Here is a 17,956-nt window from a genome sequence, read left to right on the forward strand (position 1 = left end):
GGCCGAGTTCGAGATGTACTACTCGGTCTGATCCGCAACCCGGATCAACCGATCAGGGCGCCGGGCCGGCAAGGGCCGGCGCCCTTTTTCATGGGGCTTTGCCCCATGCCCTACCAGGGCCCGAGGCCCTGGACCCCTGACGATCGGTTTCCAAAGGCCGGTGGCCTTTGGGGCAAGGCCCCTTGGGAAAACGTCCGTCAGACGCGCGCGTGCAGGCGGCCCTCGCCGGCCAGTTCGCGACGGGTCCGGTCCAGTTCCTCGCTGTAGCGCCGCAGGGCGTGCTGTTCGGTCAGCAGGCCGAGGACGATGCGGCTTTCCACGTCCTCGACCACCACAAGCGCGTCGCTCTCGGCCTGTTCGAAGCGGGCGATGGCCTCGCGGACATTCATCTGCGGCACCAGCATCACGTCTTCGTAATGGGCGAAGCGCGCCAAATCATCGCTTTCGCGGACCGTTTCGGCATACAGGTCGGGCACCTGCACCATGCCGGCATACCGGCCGGCCTCGTCGACCAGCACGCACCGCTGCGCCGAGCCCAGGGGATAGTGATGCCGGGCGGCCTGGACCGTCGCGGTCCGGCAGATCGTCTTGACGTCGCGCCGCATCATCCGCCCGACGGTCAAGGTCCGGATCCAGCCGATATCCACCGCCGAGCGGATCGACTCGCCCCGCAGGTGGAAGCGCCACGTCGCGAACGAATAGCCGAAGGTCCGTCGTACCGTCAGCGACGAGATGACCGACGCCACCAGCACCGCGCCGGTCAGCGGCAGGCTGCCGGTCATTTCCAGCGCCAGGAAGACCATCGTCATCGGCGCGCCGACGACCGCGACGGCCATGGCGCTCATGCCCACCAGGGCGCAGATCTCGACCGACAGCGGGGTGGCCGAGACCAGCGCCAGCCCGCCGCCGAACGCCGTCCCCGTCAGCACGCCCAGATAGAGCGATGCGAAGAACAGGCCGCCGCGGAAGCCGGCGCCGATCGACACCGACGAGGCGACCGCCTTCATCAGCAGCAGCACCAGCGCCCAGCCCGCCGGCCGCCCCTGCTCCAGCGCCACGCGCATCGCCCAGTGGCCCGACGACATCACCGAGGGCGAGACCAGGGCCATCGCCCCCACCACCACGCCCCCCACGGCGGGGCGCATCCATGCCGGCATGCCCGAACGGCGGAACAGGGCCTCGGTCAGGGTGACGCTGTACATCAGCGCCACCCCCAGCAGGGCCGCAATGATGCCCAGGGTCGCGATCGGCAGGTAATCGGCCATTCTCAGGCCCGCCGGCAGGTCGACGACGATGCCCGGCGCCGCGCTGTGCAGCAGGTGCGTCACCCCGATCGCGCAGATCGACGCCAGCGCCACGGGCGCCAGGTTCGCCAGAGAATAGGTGCCGATCACCAGTTCGAACGCATAGAACGCCCCGGCCAGCGGCGCATCGAACGCCGCCCCGATCGCGCCGGCGGCCCCGCAGCCGACCAGAAGGCGCAGGTCCTCGCGCCGGACGCGGAACATGTATCCAAGGCGCGACCCCATCGCGGCGCCGACCTGCGAGAACCCGGCCTCCAGCCCCACCGAGGCGCCGACGCTGTTGGACAGAACGGTCTGGACGGCGACGATAACGCTGTCGAGCATGGACATCCGGCCGCCATGCAGGGCGTTCGCCTCGATCGGGTCGACCGGCCGCCCGGGCACGTAGCGCGCCACGCACAGGCCCAGCGCGCCGAGCACCAGCCCCCCGAGCGTGGGCACCAGGACCGCCCGCCAGGGATCGACATGCGCCAGCCCCGAAATCCGGCCGTCACCCGCGACCAGGAACAGGACCCGATGGGCCAGCAGGGTCGTATGGGTCATGGCGCTGACCAGAATGCCCGCGGCAATGCCCACGCAGGCTGCCAGCAGCACCAGCCAGATCTCGTCCGCGCGGACCAGCGCCCGCAGTACCCGGGGCGCATGGGACACACGGACGCCGCCATTCCGCCCGGCCCATCCTTCATCCCGCACAGGCGGGCCGCGATGACGACGCAGATGGTTCAGCAGGCCGGAAGCGGAGGACGGCACGACGGGTCACTTTCGCGCGGCGTCCCCGCGGCGGGACGCCCTTGCCGACTATTTGAAGTCATGCGCCGGCCCGATCAACTCAAATTACGCCATACCATCATCCCGCCAGACGGATACGTCCCCGCCCCTTTCGCGGTCCCTTTGCCGGAGAATGACCTCTTGTCCCCATCCCTGCCCCGACATATGCGCGCCGTCACGATCCGCGAGCCCGGCGGACCGGAGGCCATGGCATTGACCGACCTGCCGCTGCCCGTACCCGGCCCGGGCGAGGTCCTGGTCCGCGTCATGGCAGCCGGCCTCAACCGGCCCGACCTGATGCAGCGCCAGGGCCTCTATCCTCCGCCGCCGGGCGCCAGCCCGATCCTGGGCCTGGAAATCGCGGGCGAAATCGTGGCGGCCGGCCCCGGCACCCCCGCCGATTCCATTCCCGCCATCGGGACGCGGGTCTGTGCACTGGCGAACGGCGGCGGGTATGCCGAATATTGCGCCGTCCCGGCCGGGCAATGCCTGCCCTGGCCGGACGGGTATGACGCGATCCACGCGGCCGCCCTGCCGGAAACCTTCTTTACCGTATGGTCGAACCTGGTCATGACCGCGCATCTGGTCGCGGGCGAGCGCGTGCTGATCCATGGCGGCAGCGGCGGAATCGGCACCGCCGCCATCCAGGTCGCCCGCGCGCTGGGGGCCGTCCCCTACGCCACCGCCGGGTCGGCGGACAAATGCGCGCTGTGCGTCGAACTGGGGGCCGAGGCCGCGATCGATTATCGTCAGGAAGACTTCGTCGACCGCATCGCCGCCCTGACGGACAAGCTGGGGGTGGACGTCATCCTGGACGTGATGGGCGGCCCGTACCTGGAACGCAACCTGCGCTGCCTGGCGCCGGACGGGCGGCTGGTCGTCATCGCCCTGCAAGGCGGCGCCCGCGCGCAGGATGTCGGGCTGGCGCGGATCATGACCCGTCGCCTGACGGTGACGGGCACGACGCTGCGCCCACGCGACGCCGCCTACAAGGCGCGGATCGCCCAGGGCCTGCGCGAGACGATCTGGCCATTGCTGGCAAAAAGGACCATCGCCCCGCTGATCCATGCCACCTTCCCCTTTGCGCAGGTGGTGGAAGCCCATAAGCTTATGGAATCGGGCGTCCATTCCGGGAAAATCGTCCTGGACATGCAGCCTGGCTGAGGTGAGGACCATGCGACTGTGCTGCTGAATGTCATCGCGCGTGGGCCGGAGGCGGCGGAAAGCGCCGACTCCGCGCGGCCTCCGATCGTCCTGCTCCATGGCCTGTTCGGGCGGGCCCGCAATCTCGGCTTCTTCCAGCGCCGCCTGGCCCGGACGCGTCGGACCCTGGCCATCGACCTGCGCAACCACGGCGACAGCCCGCACGGCCCGATGGACTACAACACCATGGCGGCCGACCTGCTGGAAACCCTGGCCCACCATGCGGCGCTGCCGGCGACGCTGGTCGGGCATTCGATGGGCGGCAAGGTCGCGATGACCCTGGCGCTGACCCGTCCGGGCATGGTGCACAGCCTGCTGGTCGCGGATATCCCCCCCGCCCGGACCGGCCACGGCCAGTTCTCGCTGGGCGAGCACATGCTGCGCATCGTCTTCCCGTCCTACCTGAACCGGGCGGAGGCCGACGCCCTGCTGAAACCCGATATCCCCAACGCGGACGTACGCGCGCTGATGCTGCAGAACATCCGGCTGGGCGAGAACCCCGGCTGGATCATCGGCCTGCGCGACATCGTCGATTCGATGACCAACATCGAAAGCTGGCCCTATATCCCCGAGGGCTATTCCTATCCGGGGCCGACCCTGTTTCTGGCCGGCGCCAATTCGCCCTACATCCGGCACGAACATTACGGCGTGATGCGCCGCCTGTTTCCCAACTACCGGCTGGAACTGATCGAAAAGGCCGGGCACTGGCTGCATGTCGAAAACCCGACCCGCTTCGCCGCCCTGCTGGAAGATTTCACCGAGACGTACTGACCCCCGGGCAGGATTTTATGAAACGAACGGGATGCAAGTGCCAGGGCCCTTGCCGGGTTCGGACGGAAGCCGGCCTTGACCTGCCGCTCATGCGCCGGTCATCGGATTCGCACGGGCGGCCGGCTTCGCCTCGTCGGACGCACGCCACAGGTACCATGCCGCCGCCGAGCGATAGGGGCTCCAGGCCCGGGCAATGTCGGCCAGGACTTTCGGCCGGGGCGCCACATCCAGGCCCTTGAGCACGCGCCAGCCGTCTCGAACGCCGAAATCGTCCACCGGCATCACGTCCGGCCGGCCCAGCGCGAAGATCAGCAGCATTTCCACCGTCCAGCGCCCGATGCCGCGCAGGCTCGTCAGGCGGGCGATCAGTTCGTCGTCCGAAAGGAACATCGCCTCCTGCCGGGACGGGACGATCCCGGCCAGGCGGGCCTGGGCCACGCCCTGCATCGCCAGGATCTTGCTGCCCGAGAACCCGCAGCCGCGCAAATCGTCCACCGACATGGCCAGCAGCGCGTCGGGGGCGGGAAACACCCCGCCGGCCAGCGCCACGAAACGGCCCAGGATCGCCACCGCGGCCCGGCCGTGAAGCTGCTGGTGCGCGATGGCGTTCACCAGCGCCTCGTAAGGTTCCTGCACCGTATCGACACGCAGGTGGCATGGTCCCGTCCGCGCGACCAGCGCCGCCAGGTCGGGATCGGCGGCCGACAGATGGGCGCGGATGGCACTGTCGATATCGGGTAACAAATCGGCGATTGACATCCCACCATGCCATCAGAGTTATGCTGGCAAGACAATCCTGTCGGTGGCAACATGACCACGGGGCCTTGCAAGGATCGGCCCCGATCGCAACGGAACACGCCGCAGGCGACCACGCGGAGACTCCCGGCCTTTCATGACGGCGACACTCAGCCCTTCCTCCCGGTATCGCCATGCCGAGGAGCCCGTCCTGATCCCGCGCGTCACGGGAACGGGGCGCGGTTCCGGCCGGCCGACGCGGCCCACCCCGCCGGACCGGCCGGAGGGGCGCGAGGGCCTGCGCCCGGTCCCCGTGGCACGGCCGCAGGGCTATCGCGGCGTGCGCCGTCCCGGCGCGCCGATGATCCGGCCCGACACGATGGAGGAACCGGGGGTCACCACCGTCCTGCTGGTGTCGGTGGCGCTGCACCTGGTCCTGCTGGCGGTGATCCTGCAGAGCGCCCGGCACCATGCCGGCGCCCAGTCCTCGCCCGAGAACCCGTCGGTCGAGATGATGTTCGCCCCGCCGGCCTCCAGCGGGCTGCAGGGCCGCAATTCGCCCGACCAGGCGGGCGGGTCCAGCGCACATCCCAGCAAGCCCACGCCCGACGTGCCCCACCCCGACCAGCCCGAGCCCAGCGACTCGGCGCCCTCGCCGACGGTGCCGACGCCCCAGACGCCGGCCGCGCCGCCGCTGCCGCGCACGCCGTCGGACCAGACCCTGCCGGACCAGCCCTCCACCGCGCAGCCCAACCCGGCGCCGCAGAGCCCGGGTCAGGCAAGCCAGGCATCGCCCCGCCCGACGCCCCATCACACGCACCCCGCGCGGCCGCGCATGCCCATGCACCAGCCGTCCCCCTTCGATTCGCCGATGGACCTGTCCTTCGCCCCGTCCCCGGGCCCGCAGCGCCAGCGGCGCGGACGGGCCGGCGGCTCCGGCAGCCCGATCGACCTGTCGGTCGGTCCGATGGTCCGCAACGGGCAGCTGAACGTGCCCTATTCGACGCAGACCCAGATCAAGGGCGTCAGCGAGGATTACGGCGAGGAAATCGACCGCTGGATCCGCAGCCACATGTACTACCCCGAGGAGGCCGCCCATGCCGGCGAGGACGGGGCATCGTCCGTCCATGTCGTGCTGGACCGCAGCGGCCGGGTGAAGTCCGTGCGCCTGACCGGGCAGTCCGGATCGTATTACCTGGACGCCGCCACGACGGGCATGTTCCACGGGGCGGAGCTTCCGCCGGTACCGCCGGACATGGTCGGCAATCATTTCGATATTGACCTTACGATCAACTACATCCTGATCCGGCGTTAAAGGATCGGACCGGGACGGGGAGAAGACGGACATGGCCGAGGACATGGCGGCGATCCGCGATCGCGTCGGCACGGATTTCACGGCCTTCACCGACGCCGGGGACGCCGTGCACCGGATCGCGGAAATCTACGACTCCGGGGTGCGCGCATTGCGCACGGCCTTCGCCGACAGGCGGGATGCCGGCTCGGGTGCCGCGCCGACCTATCCCTACCTGGCCTTTCCGGTGGATCGCTGCCCCCCGCCCGAGGAGGCCCGTCCGCCGTTCGACGTGGTGCTGGAACCCGGCTTCTACGGCACCACGCTGACCCGGCCGGAGCTGTTCCACACGTATTGGCACGAACAGATCGACATCCTGCTGCGCCATTACCGCCAGCCTGTCCTGGTCGGCCGATCGCGGCGTCCGATCCCGCTGCCCTACGTGATGGAAGAGGCCGTCACCGCGATCACCGAGGACGACCTGCGGACCTTGCAGCAGCATTTCGCGCTGCCGGACCTGCGCGCCACCGACGATTCGATCGCCAATTGTGCCTTCGTGCCGCAGCCGGGCGCGCCCCGGCCCCTGGCGCTGTTCACGGCGGAACGGACGGATTATTCGCTGGCGCGGCTGCATCACTACACCGGCACGTCACCGCGCCATGTCCAGCGCTTCATCCTGCTGACCAACTACCAGCGCTATGTGGACGCCTTCCGCGACTATGGCCGCGCGCAGGTCGATCTGGGCGGCGAGTACGATCGTTTCGTCGAGCCCGGGGACCAGGTCCACCGCCGGCACGACCCGCCGGTGCCCTCTCATGCCGGCAGCCTGCCGCAGATGCCGGCCTATCATCTGTGCCGACCGGACGGGGACGGCATCACCCTGGTCAATATCGGCGTGGGTCCGGCCAACGCCAAGACGATCACCGATCACCTGGCGGTCCTGCGCCCGCATTGCTGGCTGATGGTCGGCCATTGTGCCGGGCTGCGCCGGACGCAGCGGCTGGGCGACTACGTGCTGGCCCATGGCTATGTCCGTGACGACCATGTGCTGGATGACGATCTGCCCCCCTGGGTTCCGGTCCCCCCCATCGCCGAGGTCCAGGTCGCGTTGCAGGAGGTGACGGCCCGCGTGACCGGCTTGCGCGATTCGGAACTGAAGACCCGCCTGCGCACGGGCACCGTCATGACGACGGACAACCGGAACTGGGAATTGCGGCTGAACGAGCTGTTCACCCAGATCAACATGTCGCGATCCATCGCGGTGGACATGGAGTCAGCGACGATCGCCGCCAACGGTTTCCGCTTCCGGGTTCCCTACGGCACGCTGCTGTGCGTGTCCGACAAACCCTTGCATGGCGAACTGAAACTGCGGGGCATGGCGAATGCCTTCTACCGCGAACGGATATCGCAGCATCTGACCGTCGGGATCGAGACCATGCGCCTGCTGCGCGCACAGGGGGTGGACCGGCTGCATTCGCGCAAGCTACGCGGGTTCGACGAACCGGCTTTTCGCTGACCCGCCGGGCCGGTTTCCCTGACCTGTCGCCCTGGCATGTCCTGCTGTCCCTGCAAGGAATCTTTCGCGTGACCGCCAACCGCACCGCACTGGCCACCAGTCCCGACACCTCGGGCGCCCCCGCTCCGGACACCTCGCCGGACAGCACCGCCACGCCCGCCGCGACCCGCCCGACGATCCCGCCCACGATCCGCGTGGTGGCGATGCCCGCCGACGCCAACGCGGCGGGTGACATCTTCGGCGGCTGGCTGATGTCGCAGATGGATCTGGCGGCCGGAACGACGGCCGCGCTGCGTGCGCGCGGACGCTGCGTGACGGTGGCCATCGACAAGGTCGTCCTGCATCAGCCGGTGCTGGTCGGCGACGAGGTCAGCCTCTATACCACCATCGTCCGCACCGGCCGGACATCGATGTCGATCCATGTGGAGACCTGGCGCCGCGCCCGGCATTCGCACGAAACCATCAAGGTCACCGAAGGCGTCTTCACCTTCGTCGCGATCGACGACGACCGCCGCCCCCGCCCCCTGCCGACGGAAACCGATCCCGCCTGACGGCGCGAGGCCGGAATCCCGTCGGGATCCAGGGCTCAGGCGCCCTGGTGGCTGGCGTCAGCGCGCCGCCAGCCGCACCGGGCCGGCAGCGGCCGCCTGCGCGGCCGGCGGCGCGACGGCGTTGACGACCGCCGGATCGAAGACCCGCAGGAAGCTGGCGGGATGGACGCCCATCCACAGCGTGACGATGGCACACGGCACCAGCACCGCCAGTTCCGGCCCCGTCAGGTCGCGCAGCATGGCGACGACCCCGCGCCCGGCGCCGCCGAACATCACCCGGCGATACAGCACCAGCATGTAGACTGCGCCCAGGATCATGCTGCTGCCGGCCAGGAAGGCGATCCAGAACGAGACGTGGATGGCGCCGACCATCACCAGCAATTCGCCGACGAACGCCCCGGTGCCCGGCAGGCCGATATTGGCCATGACGAACAGCATCGCCAGCGTCGCCAGGACCGGCATCTTGTGGGCCACGCCCGAGAACGCCTCGATCGACCGGGTTTCCGCCCGCCACGACACGGCGGCGACGCAGAAGAACAGGGCCGCGATCACCACCCCGTGCGACAGCATCTGGAAGATCGCGCCATCGATCCCCTCGGGCGTCAGGGTAAACAGCCCGACCGCGATCACCCCCATGTGCGAGAACGAGGAATAGGCGATCACCCGCTTCATGTCCGTCTGCGCCAGCGCGATGATCGCGGCATAGATCACCGCGATGACGCCCAGCGTCAGGACATAGGGTGCGAACAGCCGCGCCGCGTCGGGAAACATCAGGATGCCGAAGCGCAGCAGCCCGTAGGCGCCGGCCTTGGACAGCACGCCCGACAGCATGGCCGATGCCGGGGTCGGGGCCTCGGTATAGGCATCGGGCAGCCATGCATGCAGCGGGAACAGCGGCAGCTTCACCCCGAAGGCCAGCACGAAGCCCAGCAGCAGCCAGCATTGCATGGCCCGCGGGAAATTCGCATGCATCAGCGTGGGGATGTCGGTGGTGCCGGTTGCGTTCCACATCGCCAGCAGCGCAAGCAGCATGAACAGCGACCCGCCGAAGGTGAACAGGAAGAACTGGATCGACGCCCAGATCCGCTTCGGACCGCCCCATACGCCGATCATCAGGCTGCCCGGGATCAGCGTCGCCTCGTAGAAGACGTAGAACAACACAAGGTCCAGCGCCGAGAACAGGCCGACAAGGGTCGTTTCCAGCAGCAGGACCGCGACCATGTAGTCGCGCACCCGGCTCGTCACCAGCTTCCACCCGCCGATGATCGACAGCGGCGTCAGGAAGGTCGCCAGCAGCACGAACAGGATGCTGATCCCGTCGACCCCGGCATGGTACGAGATCCCGAAGGACGGCGCCCAGTCCAGCAGCTGCACGAACTGGAAGCCCGGCTGCTGCGGATCGAATTCGATCCACATCAGCACCGACAGCGCGAAGACCAACAGGCTGGTCCACAATGCCACCCAGCGCGACGCGCCCTCGACGGCCTCGGTGGTGCCCCGCATCAGCAGGATGGCAAGCGCACCGCCGAGCGGCAGATACGTGACGAGGGGAAGCAGGATGGGATGCACGTCGGTCTCATCGTCCGTGAATGATGCGCGAAGCCTATCCCCCTTCCGGTAGGGAAACCAGACGCCGGCCGCTCACGTTACGCCGAGGTGGAACGTTTCCCCTTGCTTTTCGTTTTGCACCGCCCGAATCCCGTGCCGCGATGCACAGGGCACGCGCGTCGGACCGCAGGCCGCAAGACGGTTCAACCGGATCGTCAGAACAGCAGGATCGCGCCGCCCGAGGCGGTGTCGTCGCTGGCGCTGTTCGCCCCGTGCGCGGCGGACTTCGTATGCGCATACTCTCCGACGAGGTTGAGCCAGTCCGTCAGGCTGTAATACACCGCCCCGATTTCGGATTCGTTCCGACGGACCAGCAGCGTGCTGTTTTCCCCCGGCGCCTGGTACAGATTGCTGACGCCGTAGCTGCCGACCAGCTTCAGCTTCCCGGCGACATTGTACATGCCCTGCACGTAATAGCCTTCCGAATCCCGCTTGCGGCCGTTCGCGGCGACGCCGTCGAAGAACAGCCCCGTCGTTCCCAGGCCGCTGCCCCGGTAATAATAGGCCACGGCCTGGGCCGCCCCGTAGGTCAGCTTGGCGCCGATCTCGCCGGCTTCGACCATGGCGCCCCGCGTGGCCGTGGGCGCGATGCCGGCGCCGGTCAGCGCCTGCTGGTGCTGCGTCAGGAAGCCGGCCCAGATCCGGCCCGTCAGGTCGCCGGCCGTGAAATCGTAGGTCACCTTGCCCTGCACCATCGGCGAGGAATGCTGCGTCGATTCCGCGGACAATCCGCCGCCGGCAAAATTGAATTCGTCCAGCGGCTGCAGCACGCCGATGGTGGCCTGGACGCCGGCGACGACGGGCGAGGCATAGGAAATCTGCGGGATCCAGTCCGCATAGACATAGCCGACGCCGATGCGCCCCAGCGAGGTATTGCCGGGACTGGCGTTGCTGCCGGTGGACCCGACGCTGAGAAGGGTGGCGTCGCTGAGGATCGCATCCCCGCCGAAGATCGCCAGGTCGCGGCCGATCTTGACCGTGCCGAAGGATGTCGTGCCGGCCGTGATATAGACCTGACGGAAATCGATGCCGGCCGTGCCCAGCCCGACGGGGCTGCCGCCGGTATTGGCGTTGAACGCGCCGTTCTTCGCGTTGTCGATGCCGGGATACATGCCCAGGACGGCGTTCAGGTCGATGCCCGACTGCGTCGTCTTCAGCTTCAGGATCAGCCCCGCCGGCAGCAGGCCGTTGCGCACGGCGGACGAGTCGAACCCGCTGGCGCCGGTCGACACCCCACCCGCCACGGGCATCCCCCCGGCCGGACTGTTGTAGGTATAGAATCCGTTGATGAAGCCGGACAGGGTGATGTCGATGGGACCGGCCCGGAAGGTCAGTCCCTTGCCGGCGACATATTTGTCGACCCGTACGACGCTAGCGCTGTCCAGCGCGGATCGCGTCGACAGCATCGCCGCCTGCGCCATCCGTGCGCTTTCCGCGGCGCTCGCCGCCGCCTGCCGCGCCTGGATCACGGACGGGTCCAGCGTCGGCCCGCCGATCACGACCGGCCCGGGCAGTTCCGTGTGGTGCGCCACCGCGACCGGCCCGGCCGCCTCGTCGCGCCGGGTCACGGCGACCCGCGCCGCCCGGGGGGAGGCGCCATGGGACGCGACATGGCCGCGATGCAGATGCTTGGCCAGCAGCCCGTCATGCTCGGCCTGGGTCAGGTTCCCCTTCATCAGAAGGATGTCGAGAAGGTCGGTATATTCGTCGGCCCGGGCGGCAGCCGCATCCAACATGGCACCCCCGGTCGCGCCCATGACAAGGACGGCCCCGATCCGGGCCAGGCTTCTTGCCGACATATGGCCTCCGTCTGTGGTCTTCGTTCTGGTTTGTTCTGACGTGATGACGTTCCGCCCGGCGACGGTGGCGCGTTTCACGCCCCCGCGAAAGACAGGGAGTGGCCGTCCGCCGGCACCGCACATCGCAAATGGCGGAAACCCACGATCATTTTCCCGAGACCACGCCGCATGCTCGATGGGGCCATGCGCTTCGGAGGCGTTTAAGCCGGCCGCTCAGCGGCGGCCGAACATCCGTTCCAGATCTGCCCGACTCAGCTTCAGCCAGGTCGGCCGCCCGTGGGAACAGGTGCCGGCGCGCGGGGTGCGCTCCATATCGCGGAGCAGGGCATCCATTTCCGCCCGGGTCAGGGTGCGGCCGGCGCGCACGCTGCCATGGCAGGCCATGCGGGCGATGATGGCATCCAGCCGCCCATCCAGCGCCCGGATATCGGCAGGGCCGGCCAGATCGTCCTCGGCCAGTTCCTCGGCCATGTCCCGCAGCAGGCCGGCCGGATCGTCGGTGCCCAGTAGGGCCGGCAGCGCCCGCACCAGCACGGCACCGCCGCCGAACGACTCGATTTCCACCCCCAGCGCCGCCAGGGTGCCGGCGAAGGACATCAGCAGATCCGCCTGCCCGCGCGGCAGGGTCACGACCTCGGGCAGCAGCAGGCGCTGTGCCCGGATGGTGCCGTCCAGATAGTGCGCCCGCAGCCGTTCGTGGGTCAGGCGTTCATGGGCCGCATGTTGGTCCACCAGCACCAGCCCCCCGTCGCCCGACACGGCGATGACGTAGGTGCCCATGACCTGCGCCACCGCCGCCCCCAGCGGATAATCGCCAGGATCAGGCAAGATCTGGTCGGGTCGGATCGGATCGGACGTGCCCTCCCCATCGGCGGGCGGCGCGGACCAGGAAGGGGCGGATGCCGTCGGGACCGGCATTCCGGCGTCGCCCGACGGGCCCGACACGATCCGTGCGGCGGGGCGGTCGCCCAGGTCCAGCCGCGTCGCGGCCAGGCCCTCAGGCCGCGCAAGGGGGGCCGCGAACGGGTCGGCGGACGGCCGGTCGGGCGGGGGATACCAGATCCGGGCCGGCGCGGACGGTCGCGATTGCAGCAGACCTGGCCGTACGCCCGCCGCCCCGGCCCCGCCCCCCAGTGCCCGGCCCAGCGCGCCGATCACCAGCGCCCGCACAGCCGCCGCATCGGCAAAGCGCAGTTCGGTCTTGGCCGGATGGACATTGACGTCCACCTGGTCGGGCGGAATCGTCAGCGACAGCGCGACCACCGCATGCCGTCCATGTTCGATCACATGCCGGTAGGCCACCCGCACCGCCGTCCGCAACACCGGATCGACAACCGGCCTGCCATTGACCAGCAGGATCTGCCCGGCCGCCGTGGCCCGGTGGACCGACGGGCCGCAGGCGAATCCGGCCAGGACCAGGTCGCCCCGCCGTCCCTCGACCGCCAGCATGCCGTCGGCGCCCTCGGCCTCCAGAATGGCGGCAACGCGTGATTCCATGTCCTGCGCCGGCAGGTCGAACAGCACCCGGTCGTCCAGTTGCAGGCGGAACGCCACCCCGGGCACAGACAGGGCCAGGCGGCGCACCGTGATGTCGGCATGTCCGGATTCGACACGGGGGCTCTTGAGGAATTTGCGCCGCGCCGGCGTGGCGAAGAACAGATCTTCGACCACCACGCGGGTGCCGGGCGGCCCGGCGCAGGGCTCCGGCACGCCCACCATGCCGCCCTCCACCGCGATCCGCCATGCGCTGTCGGCCCCATGCGGGCGCGAGACGACGCTCAGCCGCGCGGCGGCACCGATGGACGGCAGGGCCTCGCCCCGGAATCCCAGCGTTTCGATCCGCACCAGCGTCTCGTCCCGCAGTTTGGAGGTGCAATGGCGTTCGACCGCCAGCAGCAGATCGTCCGGCGCCATGCCGCACCCGTCATCGACGACCTCGATCCGCTCGATTCCGCCGCGTTCAAGCAGGACGGCAATGCGCCGCGCGCCGGAATCGATCGCGTTCTCGACCAGTTCCTTCAGTGCTGCGGCCGGGCGTTCGATCACCTCGCCGGCGGCGATCCGGTTGACCACCTGTTCCGACAGGCGCCGGATGACCGGACGGACGGGCAGGTGCGGCGAATCGGGCATGGTCTCAGGATAAAGCAGATCGCCGCCCCGGTGCAGGCCCAAAGCGTCAGCCGGCTGGCGGATCGGGCAGCAGCGGCCGCCGAAGAATAAAAAGCCGTTTCAAAAGCGGCCGTTATTATTGGCCGCTCTAAATATTACTGGCCGCCGCCCTTGACCGTCGGGGTCGCACCCTGGACGGGGCTGTTGCCCAGGGCCGCGTTCTGGCGCAGGCGACGGTTTTCCGCCTCGCCATCGACCACGCCGCCGGCGCCGCCGCCGTTCCAGAACATCAGGCGATCGACGAAGCCCTGCCCCGCCTTGCCCAGTTCACCCTTGTCCGGCGAGGTGGCGGCATTGTCGGCCTCGTCCACCAGGGCGGACTGGCCGGCGCTGGGCGGACCGCCCGCGCCCTGCAGCGCGACGTTGGGCGACAGGGTCTCCAGCGCCTGCAGGCGCGGGCTTTCGTCCTGCGGGCGCGAGGCATCGCTGTGCGGTGCCGCCAGTTCGTCGGTCGGCGGCATCGACAGCGGCGCGCGCGTCGTCACCGTGTATTCGTCCGGCGTTTCGCGTTCCAGCCCGAAGGCCCGCGTAACATCCGATCCGGTGCAACCGGCAAGGAGGATTCCGCCCGACATCAGGAGGGCGAACGACAGGAGACGGGTTACTGAGGGCGCCATGCTTCGCCTATTACCGTTCCTTTTCGGTTCCGGCAAGCGTCCCGCTCAACGCTGCCGCGCGCGGGCCGCGCCGGTCGGTCAGGCCGTCGATCAGCAGGACGGCCACGCCGCAATCGATCGCCGCGTCGGCAAGGTTGAACACCGGCCAGGACCAGCCATAGGCATGGGCGTGGATGAAATCGACGACCGCGCCATAATGCAGCCGGTCGATGACGTTCCCCACCGCGCCGCCCATGATCGCGCCCAGCGCACCCGCGACCCAGGGGCGGGTGGTGCGCGCGATCCACACCGCCAGCAACAGGACGATCAGCAGCGACACGGCCGGGAACACGATCCGGCCCGCCGCCCCCAGCCCGCCCAGCATGCCGAAGGTGATGGCGCGGTTCCAGACCATGGTGAAGTTCAGGAACGGCAGCAGCGCCACCGTCTCGCGGTCCGGCAGGTCGAAGCCGTACAGGATCCAGTATTTGCTGCCCTGGTCGATCAGCAGGACCAGAACGAACAGCGCCGCTCCTACCAGGCGGCACAGCCGGGCCGGGCCGGTCATGTCCCGGCCCGGGCGTCGACGACCTCGATACAGCGCAGGCACAGTTCCGGATGCGCGGCGACGGTCCCGACCTCCTCCAGCACCTTCCAGCAGCGGGCGCATTTATGCCCGCCGGCGGCACGGATGACCGGCGCGCCGTGCGCCCCGCCCGCGGGTACGGCGCCGCCCCCTTCGGCCGCCTCGCCGCCCGCAAGGTAGATCGAGGCCGCACCGACCTCCACGCTCACGCTGGCCTGCGACACGATCGCCAGTTCGCACCAGTCGATGTCGGCGAAACGCGCGGCCTCCTCCTCGGACAGCGGCAGATCCAGCGCCGCCTGCAGCGACGACCCCACCACACCGTCGCGCCGCGCGGCCTCGATTCCGGTGGTGACGACGCGGCGCACGGCGCGCAGGGTCGCCCAGCGATCGGCCAGGTCGGGGCGGATCCATTCCTCCGGCAGGATCGGGAAGGCATGCAGATGCACGCTCTCCTCCTCGCCGAACCGGGCGGTCCAGGCTTCCTCGGCGGTGAAGACCAGCACGGGGGCCAGCCAGGTGCACAGGCAGCGATGCAGATGATCCAGCACCGTCCGCGCCGCCCGGCGGCGCAGGCTGTCCGTCCCGTCGCAATAGAGCGCATCCTTGCGGACGTCGAAATAGAACGCCGACAGGTCCGTGGCGCAGAACCCGTGCAGCGCCCCGTAGACGCCGACCCATTCGTGGCTTTCCACCGCGCCGGCGATCAGGCCGCCCACCTCGGTCAGCCGGTGCAGCACCCATTGCTCCAGCTCGGGCATCTGCTCGTAGGGCACGCGCTCGGCCTCGGCGAAGCCGTCCAGCGCGCCCAGCAGCCAGCGCAGCGTGTTGCGCAGGCGGCGATACAGTTCGCCCTGCTGCTTCAGGATCTCGCCGCCGATGCGCAGATCCTCGTTGGTGTCGGAATTCATTACCCACAGGCGAAGGATATCGGCGCCCAGCGAGTCGTTGACATCCTGCGGGGCCACCACGTTGCCCAGCGACTTGGACATCTTGCGGCCCTGCTCGTCCAGCACGAAGCCGTTGGTGACCAGCGCGCGATAGGGCGCGACGCCCCGCGTGCCCACGCTTTCCAGCAGCGAGGACTGGAACCAGCCGCGATGCTGGTCCGACCCTTCCAGATACAGATCGGCCGGGAACGGCATCCCGTCGCGGCCCAGCACGAAGGCGTGGCTGGAGCCGCTTTCGAACCAGACATCGACGATGTCGAACACCTGTTCGTAATCTTCCGGGTCGCGCCCCTCGCCCAGGAAGCGCGCGGCCGGGGCGCTGTACCAGACATCCGCGCCCTCGGCGCGGAAGGCCTCGACGATCCGCGCCATCACCGCCGGGTCGCGCAGGACCTCGCCTGTGCGCTTCTCCACGAACACCGCGATCGGCACGCCCCAGGCCCGCTGGCGGCTGATGCACCAGTCGGGACGCCCCGCGACCATCGAGGTCAGGCGGTTGCGCGCCTGCGCCGGCACGAAGGTCACGTCGTCCAGCGCGCGCAGGGCGCGGGCGCGCAGATGGCCCTCGCCATCCATGCGGATGAACCATTGCGGGGTGGCGCGATAGATCACCGGCGCGCGCGACCGCCAGGAATGCGGATAGGAATGGACCAGGGTCGACCGGGCGACCAGGCCGGCCGGGGCCTGGCCGGCGGCGATCGCGCGTTCCATCGCCGCCGTCAGCGCGGCGCAGACCGGATCGGCGGCCTTGAAGACATGCGTGCCGGCGAACAGCGGCACCCAGTCGGCGTACCGTCCGTCATCCAGCACCATTTCCGGGACCTCGACCCCGTTCGCGACGGACAGGGCGAAATCGTCCTCGCCATGGGCGGGGGCCATGTGGACCAGGCCGGTGCCCGCGTCGGTGGTGACGAAATCGCCCGCCAGCAGCGGGACCTCGAAATCGTAGTTCTCGCCCCGCAGCGGATGCGCGCACACCGCATCGGTCAGCGCCTCGCCCGGCAGGGTATAGAGCACGTAATGATCGGTGATGCCGGCGGCGGCGCAGAAGGCCGGGATCAGGGCCTCGGCCACCAGCAGGCGCGCGCCGGGTTCCAGCATCGCCGCGTCGGTCACGCCGTCGACGCGCAGCACGGCATAGGTGATCTCGGACCCGAACGCGATGGCCCGGTTGCCCGGAATGGTCCAGGGCGTCGTCGTCCAGATGACCGCCGACACGTCCTCCAGGGCACGCCCGGGGGTCGGGTCGTGCAGGAAGGGAAAGGCGACGTGGATCGTCGTCGATTCATGGTCGCGATATTCGATCTCGGCCTCGGCCAGGGCGGTCTTCTCGACCGGGCTCCACATCACCGGGCGCAGCCCGCGATAGAGCAGACCGTTCAGCAGGAAGCGGCCGATTTCCTCGGCGATCGTGGCCTCGGAGGAAAAATCCATCGTGGCGTAGCGCCGGTCCCATTCCCCCTGCACGCCCAGGCGGCGGAATTCGGCGGCCTGCACGTCCAGCCATTTCTGGGCATAGGCGCGGCATTCGGCACGGAATTGCAGGATCGGCACCGAATCCTTGTCGCGTCCGCTCTTGCGGTATTCTTCCTCGATCTTCCACTCGATCGGCAAACCGTGGCAGTCCCAGCCCGGGACGTAATGCACCGCGAAGCCCGACATGCGGTGCGCGCGGTTGATGACGTCCTTCAGGATCTTGTTCAGCGCGTGGCCGATATGCAGGTTGCCGTTCGCATAGGGCGGCCCGTCATGCAGCATGAAGGACGGCCGGCCCCGGGCCTGCGCGCGCAGGCGCCCGTCCAGGTCGCACTGCGCCCACCGCGCCAGAATCTCCGGCTCCCGCTTCGGCAGGCTGCCGCGCATGGGGAAGCTGGTGGTCGGCAGGAACACCGTTTCCCGATAGAGATCCTGTGGTTTTGACTCGGTCATGACCCTGAATTTCTGACTTCTGGCGACAAGAATGACGGACAAGGCCCGATCGGGCCAGACAAAGGCAACCTTATGCGGAGCGGCGACCCCCGCGGTCAAGCACCGCACCGGACGGGCGCCGGTCACGACGGGCCGACCGCAGGAACCCGCCCCGGTTTGTGTTTCCCCACCGCCGTGGAC

General features: G+C 69.2%; 13 protein-coding genes. 5 read left to right on the plus strand and 8 right to left on the minus strand.

From position 1 onward, the window contains the following. Positions 1-197 precede the first annotated feature (197 nt). Complete coding sequence (locus HLH28_RS15190) at positions 198-1,997, minus strand: chloride channel protein (protein WP_182960829.1); 1,800 nt, start codon at positions 1,995-1,997, stop codon at positions 198-200. 240 nt (positions 1,998-2,237) lie between these two features. On the opposite strand from HLH28_RS15190, the gene HLH28_RS15195 reads away from it, so the two are divergent. Together HLH28_RS15195 and HLH28_RS15200 are read left to right on the plus strand one after the other, a co-directional pair. Continuing rightward, a complete protein-coding gene (locus tag HLH28_RS15195) occupies positions 2,238-3,236 on the plus strand; it encodes an NAD(P)H-quinone oxidoreductase (RefSeq protein ID WP_182960831.1) in 999 nt (332 codons plus the stop codon). Positions 3,237-3,254: 18 nt separating this feature from the next. Continuing rightward, positions 3,255-4,046 (plus strand): alpha/beta fold hydrolase, encoded by a 792-nt coding sequence (locus tag HLH28_RS15200; RefSeq protein ID WP_182960725.1) that lies wholly within the window; start codon positions 3,255-3,257, stop codon positions 4,044-4,046. A gap of 87 nt (positions 4,047-4,133) precedes the next feature. Here the strand turns inward: HLH28_RS15200 and HLH28_RS15205 are convergent, their stop codons facing one another. Then, positions 4,134-4,805, minus strand: a complete 672-nt coding sequence (locus HLH28_RS15205) for a DNA-3-methyladenine glycosylase family protein (RefSeq protein WP_182960727.1) — start codon at positions 4,803-4,805, stop codon at positions 4,134-4,136. A gap of 133 nt (positions 4,806-4,938) precedes the next feature. Here HLH28_RS15205 and HLH28_RS15210 point away from each other — a divergent pair, with 133 nt between their 5' ends. From HLH28_RS15210 to HLH28_RS15220, 3 genes are all read left to right on the plus strand, one after another. Then, positions 4,939-6,096 carry an energy transducer TonB gene (locus HLH28_RS15210; protein WP_182960729.1) on the plus strand — a complete coding sequence of 386 codons (1,158 nt, stop codon included), beginning with the start codon at positions 4,939-4,941 and terminating at the stop codon, positions 6,094-6,096. Between the two features lie 31 nt (positions 6,097-6,127). Beyond that, complete coding sequence (locus HLH28_RS15215) at positions 6,128-7,588, plus strand: AMP nucleosidase (RefSeq protein WP_182960731.1); 1,461 nt, start codon at positions 6,128-6,130, stop codon at positions 7,586-7,588. Positions 7,589-7,791: 203 nt separating this feature from the next. Further along, positions 7,792-8,139 (plus strand): acyl-CoA thioesterase, encoded by a 348-nt coding sequence (locus HLH28_RS15220; protein ID WP_182960833.1) that lies wholly within the window; start codon positions 7,792-7,794, stop codon positions 8,137-8,139. A gap of 57 nt (positions 8,140-8,196) precedes the next feature. Here the strand turns inward: HLH28_RS15220 and HLH28_RS15225 are convergent, their stop codons facing one another. The 6 genes from HLH28_RS15225 to ileS all read right to left on the minus strand — a co-directional run bounded on the left by HLH28_RS15225 (position 8,197) and on the right by ileS (position 17,776). After that, positions 8,197-9,708, minus strand: coding sequence for an NADH-quinone oxidoreductase subunit M (locus HLH28_RS15225; RefSeq protein WP_182960733.1), 1,512 nt, complete (start codon positions 9,706-9,708; stop codon positions 8,197-8,199). A 194-nt stretch (positions 9,709-9,902) separates the two neighbouring features. Next, positions 9,903-11,546, minus strand: a complete 1,644-nt coding sequence (locus HLH28_RS15230; protein WP_182960735.1) for a porin — start codon at positions 11,544-11,546, stop codon at positions 9,903-9,905. Positions 11,547-11,759: 213 nt separating this feature from the next. Further along, positions 11,760-13,676: a DNA mismatch repair endonuclease MutL gene (mutL, locus tag HLH28_RS15235; RefSeq protein ID WP_182960737.1), complete on the minus strand. Its 1,917-nt coding sequence runs from the start codon at positions 13,674-13,676 to the stop codon at positions 11,760-11,762. A 134-nt stretch (positions 13,677-13,810) separates the two neighbouring features. Next, positions 13,811-14,332 (minus strand): DUF3035 domain-containing protein, encoded by a 522-nt coding sequence (locus HLH28_RS15240; protein WP_182960739.1) that lies wholly within the window; start codon positions 14,330-14,332, stop codon positions 13,811-13,813. Between the two features lie 10 nt (positions 14,333-14,342). Further along, on the minus strand, positions 14,343-14,879 hold the full coding sequence (lspA, locus tag HLH28_RS15245) for a signal peptidase II (protein ID WP_182960740.1): 537 nt from the start codon (positions 14,877-14,879) through the stop codon (positions 14,343-14,345). Then, positions 14,876-17,776, minus strand: a complete 2,901-nt coding sequence (ileS, locus tag HLH28_RS15250; protein WP_182960741.1) for an isoleucine--tRNA ligase — start codon at positions 17,774-17,776, stop codon at positions 14,876-14,878. Before ileS ends, lspA begins: the two co-directional genes overlap by 4 nt. Positions 17,777-17,956 lie beyond the last annotated feature (180 nt).

It is taken from the genome of Gluconacetobacter tumulisoli (genome assembly GCF_014174155.1).
Classification (GTDB): Bacteria; Pseudomonadota; Alphaproteobacteria; order Acetobacterales; family Acetobacteraceae; genus Gluconacetobacter; species Gluconacetobacter tumulisoli.

Excerpts from the sequence above, each read along its gene's own strand:
- HLH28_RS15195 (WP_182960831.1), top strand. The coding sequence starts at position 2,238 with ATGCGCGCCGTCACGATCCGCGAGCCCGGCGGACCGGAGGCCATGGCA.
- HLH28_RS15205 (WP_182960727.1), bottom strand. The coding sequence starts at position 4,805 with ATGTCAATCGCCGATTTGTTACCCGATATCGACAGTGCCATCCGCGCC.
- HLH28_RS15210 (WP_182960729.1), top strand. The coding sequence starts at position 4,939 with ATGACGGCGACACTCAGCCCTTCCTCCCGGTATCGCCATGCCGAGGAG.
- HLH28_RS15215 (WP_182960731.1), top strand. The coding sequence starts at position 6,128 with ATGGCCGAGGACATGGCGGCGATCCGCGATCGCGTCGGCACGGATTTC.
- HLH28_RS15220 (WP_182960833.1), top strand. The coding sequence starts at position 7,792 with ATGCCCGCCGACGCCAACGCGGCGGGTGACATCTTCGGCGGCTGGCTG.
- HLH28_RS15230 (WP_182960735.1), bottom strand. The coding sequence starts at position 11,546 with ATGTCGGCAAGAAGCCTGGCCCGGATCGGGGCCGTCCTTGTCATGGGC.
- mutL (WP_182960737.1), bottom strand. The coding sequence starts at position 13,676 with ATGCCCGATTCGCCGCACCTGCCCGTCCGTCCGGTCATCCGGCGCCTG.
- HLH28_RS15240 (WP_182960739.1), bottom strand. The coding sequence starts at position 14,332 with ATGGCGCCCTCAGTAACCCGTCTCCTGTCGTTCGCCCTCCTGATGTCG.
- lspA (WP_182960740.1), bottom strand. The coding sequence starts at position 14,879 with ATGACCGGCCCGGCCCGGCTGTGCCGCCTGGTAGGAGCGGCGCTGTTC.
- ileS (WP_182960741.1), bottom strand. The coding sequence starts at position 17,776 with ATGACCGAGTCAAAACCACAGGATCTCTATCGGGAAACGGTGTTCCTG.